Origin of the sequence: Streptomyces sp. WM6386 (assembly GCF_000972385.1) — a bacterium.
Taxonomy (GTDB): Bacteria; Actinomycetota; Actinomycetes; order Streptomycetales; family Streptomycetaceae; genus Streptomyces.
Genome location: NZ_JXTE01000167.1, coordinates 1 through 1,902 on the forward strand (window position 1 = coordinate 1; position 1,902 = coordinate 1,902).

Sequence of the window (1,902 nt, forward strand, 5' to 3'; positions counted from 1 at the left end):
GTGCCCGCGTGCCCGAGGCTGACGATCGGCACATCGCGCAGATGCTTCTGGAAGACGCCGGCCGGGCCCTCGCGGGCATAGATCTGCGAGCCGAGCACACTGGCCAGGTCGTGGAGGGTGTCCCTGAGGACCTTCGGCAGCAGCGACCTGACGGCCGCCGAGTACAGGCTGGTCTCGGCGGGCCGCAGGTGCAGCGCCCGGGTGGCGACCACCCCCAGGCTGTCGTACAGCAGCAGGCCGATGAACGCGCGGGCGAGCGTCGCCGCCGTACTGTGCGGGTCCAAAGCCTTATGGGACCCGGCTGCGGCATCCTGGCCGGGGCCGGCGAGGAGGGCGGTGCGCAGACCGGTGTCGACGGCGGCGACCGCCAGGGACGCCACCAGCGTGCGGCTCATCTGGAAGGAGAGCAGCGAGGTGGCCACCCCGCTGCCCAGCGGTCCGAGCAGGGCGCCCTCGGGCACCGGGCAGTCGGTGAAGCGGGCCCCGGTGCTGAAGTAGCCCCGCAGTCCCACCACATCGGCGCTCGGCCGGCGGGTGACCTCGAAACGGCCGGGCGGCAGCTCGTTCGGGTCCAGCATCAGCGCGGACAGACAGCCGCTGTCGTGTCCTTCGGCGGTACGCAGCACCAGGACGAGCGCATCGGCCCGTTGAAGGTTGTTGACGACGGGCTTGCCCCCGGTCACCGAAAGTCCGCCGGGCCGGGGGGTGCCACGCACCTGGCTGCGCACGAAGTCGTTGGTGTGGGCGGTCTCGTGCTGGGCGATGGCCGCCTTGGAGCCGTTCAGCAGCTGCCCGGCCAAGGTCCGCCGCTGAAGAGCGGTTCCCCGCATCCACACATAGTTGGCGGCCATGAAGGTGGTCATGCCGTACCCCATGCCGAGTCCGACGTCACGGCGGAAGACCGCCCGCATCACCTGGAGCAGCGTCTCGGGCGAGTCGAAGCGGCCGCCCAGGGCGGTGGGAACGAACTCCTCGTTCATCGAGAAGGAGTCCAGCACCGCCTCGGCCGGGGCGCAGATCACCGCGGCCCGGTCGGCGTCGAGCAGCGTCCGGTAGCCGCAGGGGTTGGCGTCCTCGGCCGGATCGCCCAGCAGGGCCTCGATCCGCCGCACCCGGTCGCGCGCCGTCGCTGCCAAAGCCGGCTTCCCGCCCCCTGAGCGGCGGACCGGCCCCGTGATCGTGGAAAACGAACTCAAGTCGACCCCCCTCGGATGCGCTTGGGCACCGCAAGCCGCACCGCACGGCGCTGCGCTCTCAGTCCGGATCGTGTCGAGACCGGCTAAAGAGACGCTTGTGAACACCCCACCGCCACCGGCATTCCCGCAGGAAACGGCCTTCGGTCCGGAAGACTGGGGTGTGCCTGTCCGAGTCAGAGGGGATGCCTTGTCCCTACAGTGCACATGCCTCGTGCCCTTGAACGGCTGATCGCGCGGCCAAGGGTCCGGCACGTCCCGTACCGACGGCAGAGAGCGGGGGTTCTCGTATGCGATTCAAGGTGCTGGGACCTCTGGAGGTGACCACGGCGGCCGACGCCCGGACGGTGACACCGCGCGCCGCCAAGGTGCGGGTGGTGCTCTCGACGCTGCTGGTGCGTCCCAACGAGGTCGTCTCCGTCGACGGGTTGATCGACGAGCTGTGGAGCGAACACCCGCCGCGCACCGCGATGACCACGCTCCAGGTGTACATCTCCCAGCTGCGCAAGCTGCTCCAGGACGTGCAGCCGGATCTGGGCCGCGATGCCCTGCTCACCCGCGCTCCCGGCTATCTGCTGCGGGTGGACCCCGGCCAGTTGGACCTGGCCGTCTTCGAGGTCCTGCACCGCCAGGGCCGCGAGGCGCTCGCGGAGGGCGACCACGCGGCCGCCGCCGATCTCCAGCGGCAGGCGCTCGCCCTGTGGCGCGG

1 protein-coding gene and 1 pseudogene are annotated in these 1,902 nt (G+C 71.0%); one reads left to right on the plus strand and one right to left on the minus strand.

Annotated elements, in window-relative coordinates; genetic code table 11:
* Positions 1-1,136 (minus strand): annotated as a pseudogene (locus TN53_RS40375) (acyl-CoA dehydrogenase); the annotation flags it as partial.
* A 347-nt stretch (positions 1,137-1,483) separates the two neighbouring features.
* Between TN53_RS40375 and TN53_RS40380 the strand changes: the two are divergent.
* A partial coding sequence (locus TN53_RS40380; RefSeq protein ID WP_046263853.1) for an AfsR/SARP family transcriptional regulator occupies positions 1,484-1,902 on the plus strand: 419 nt, incomplete at its 3' end.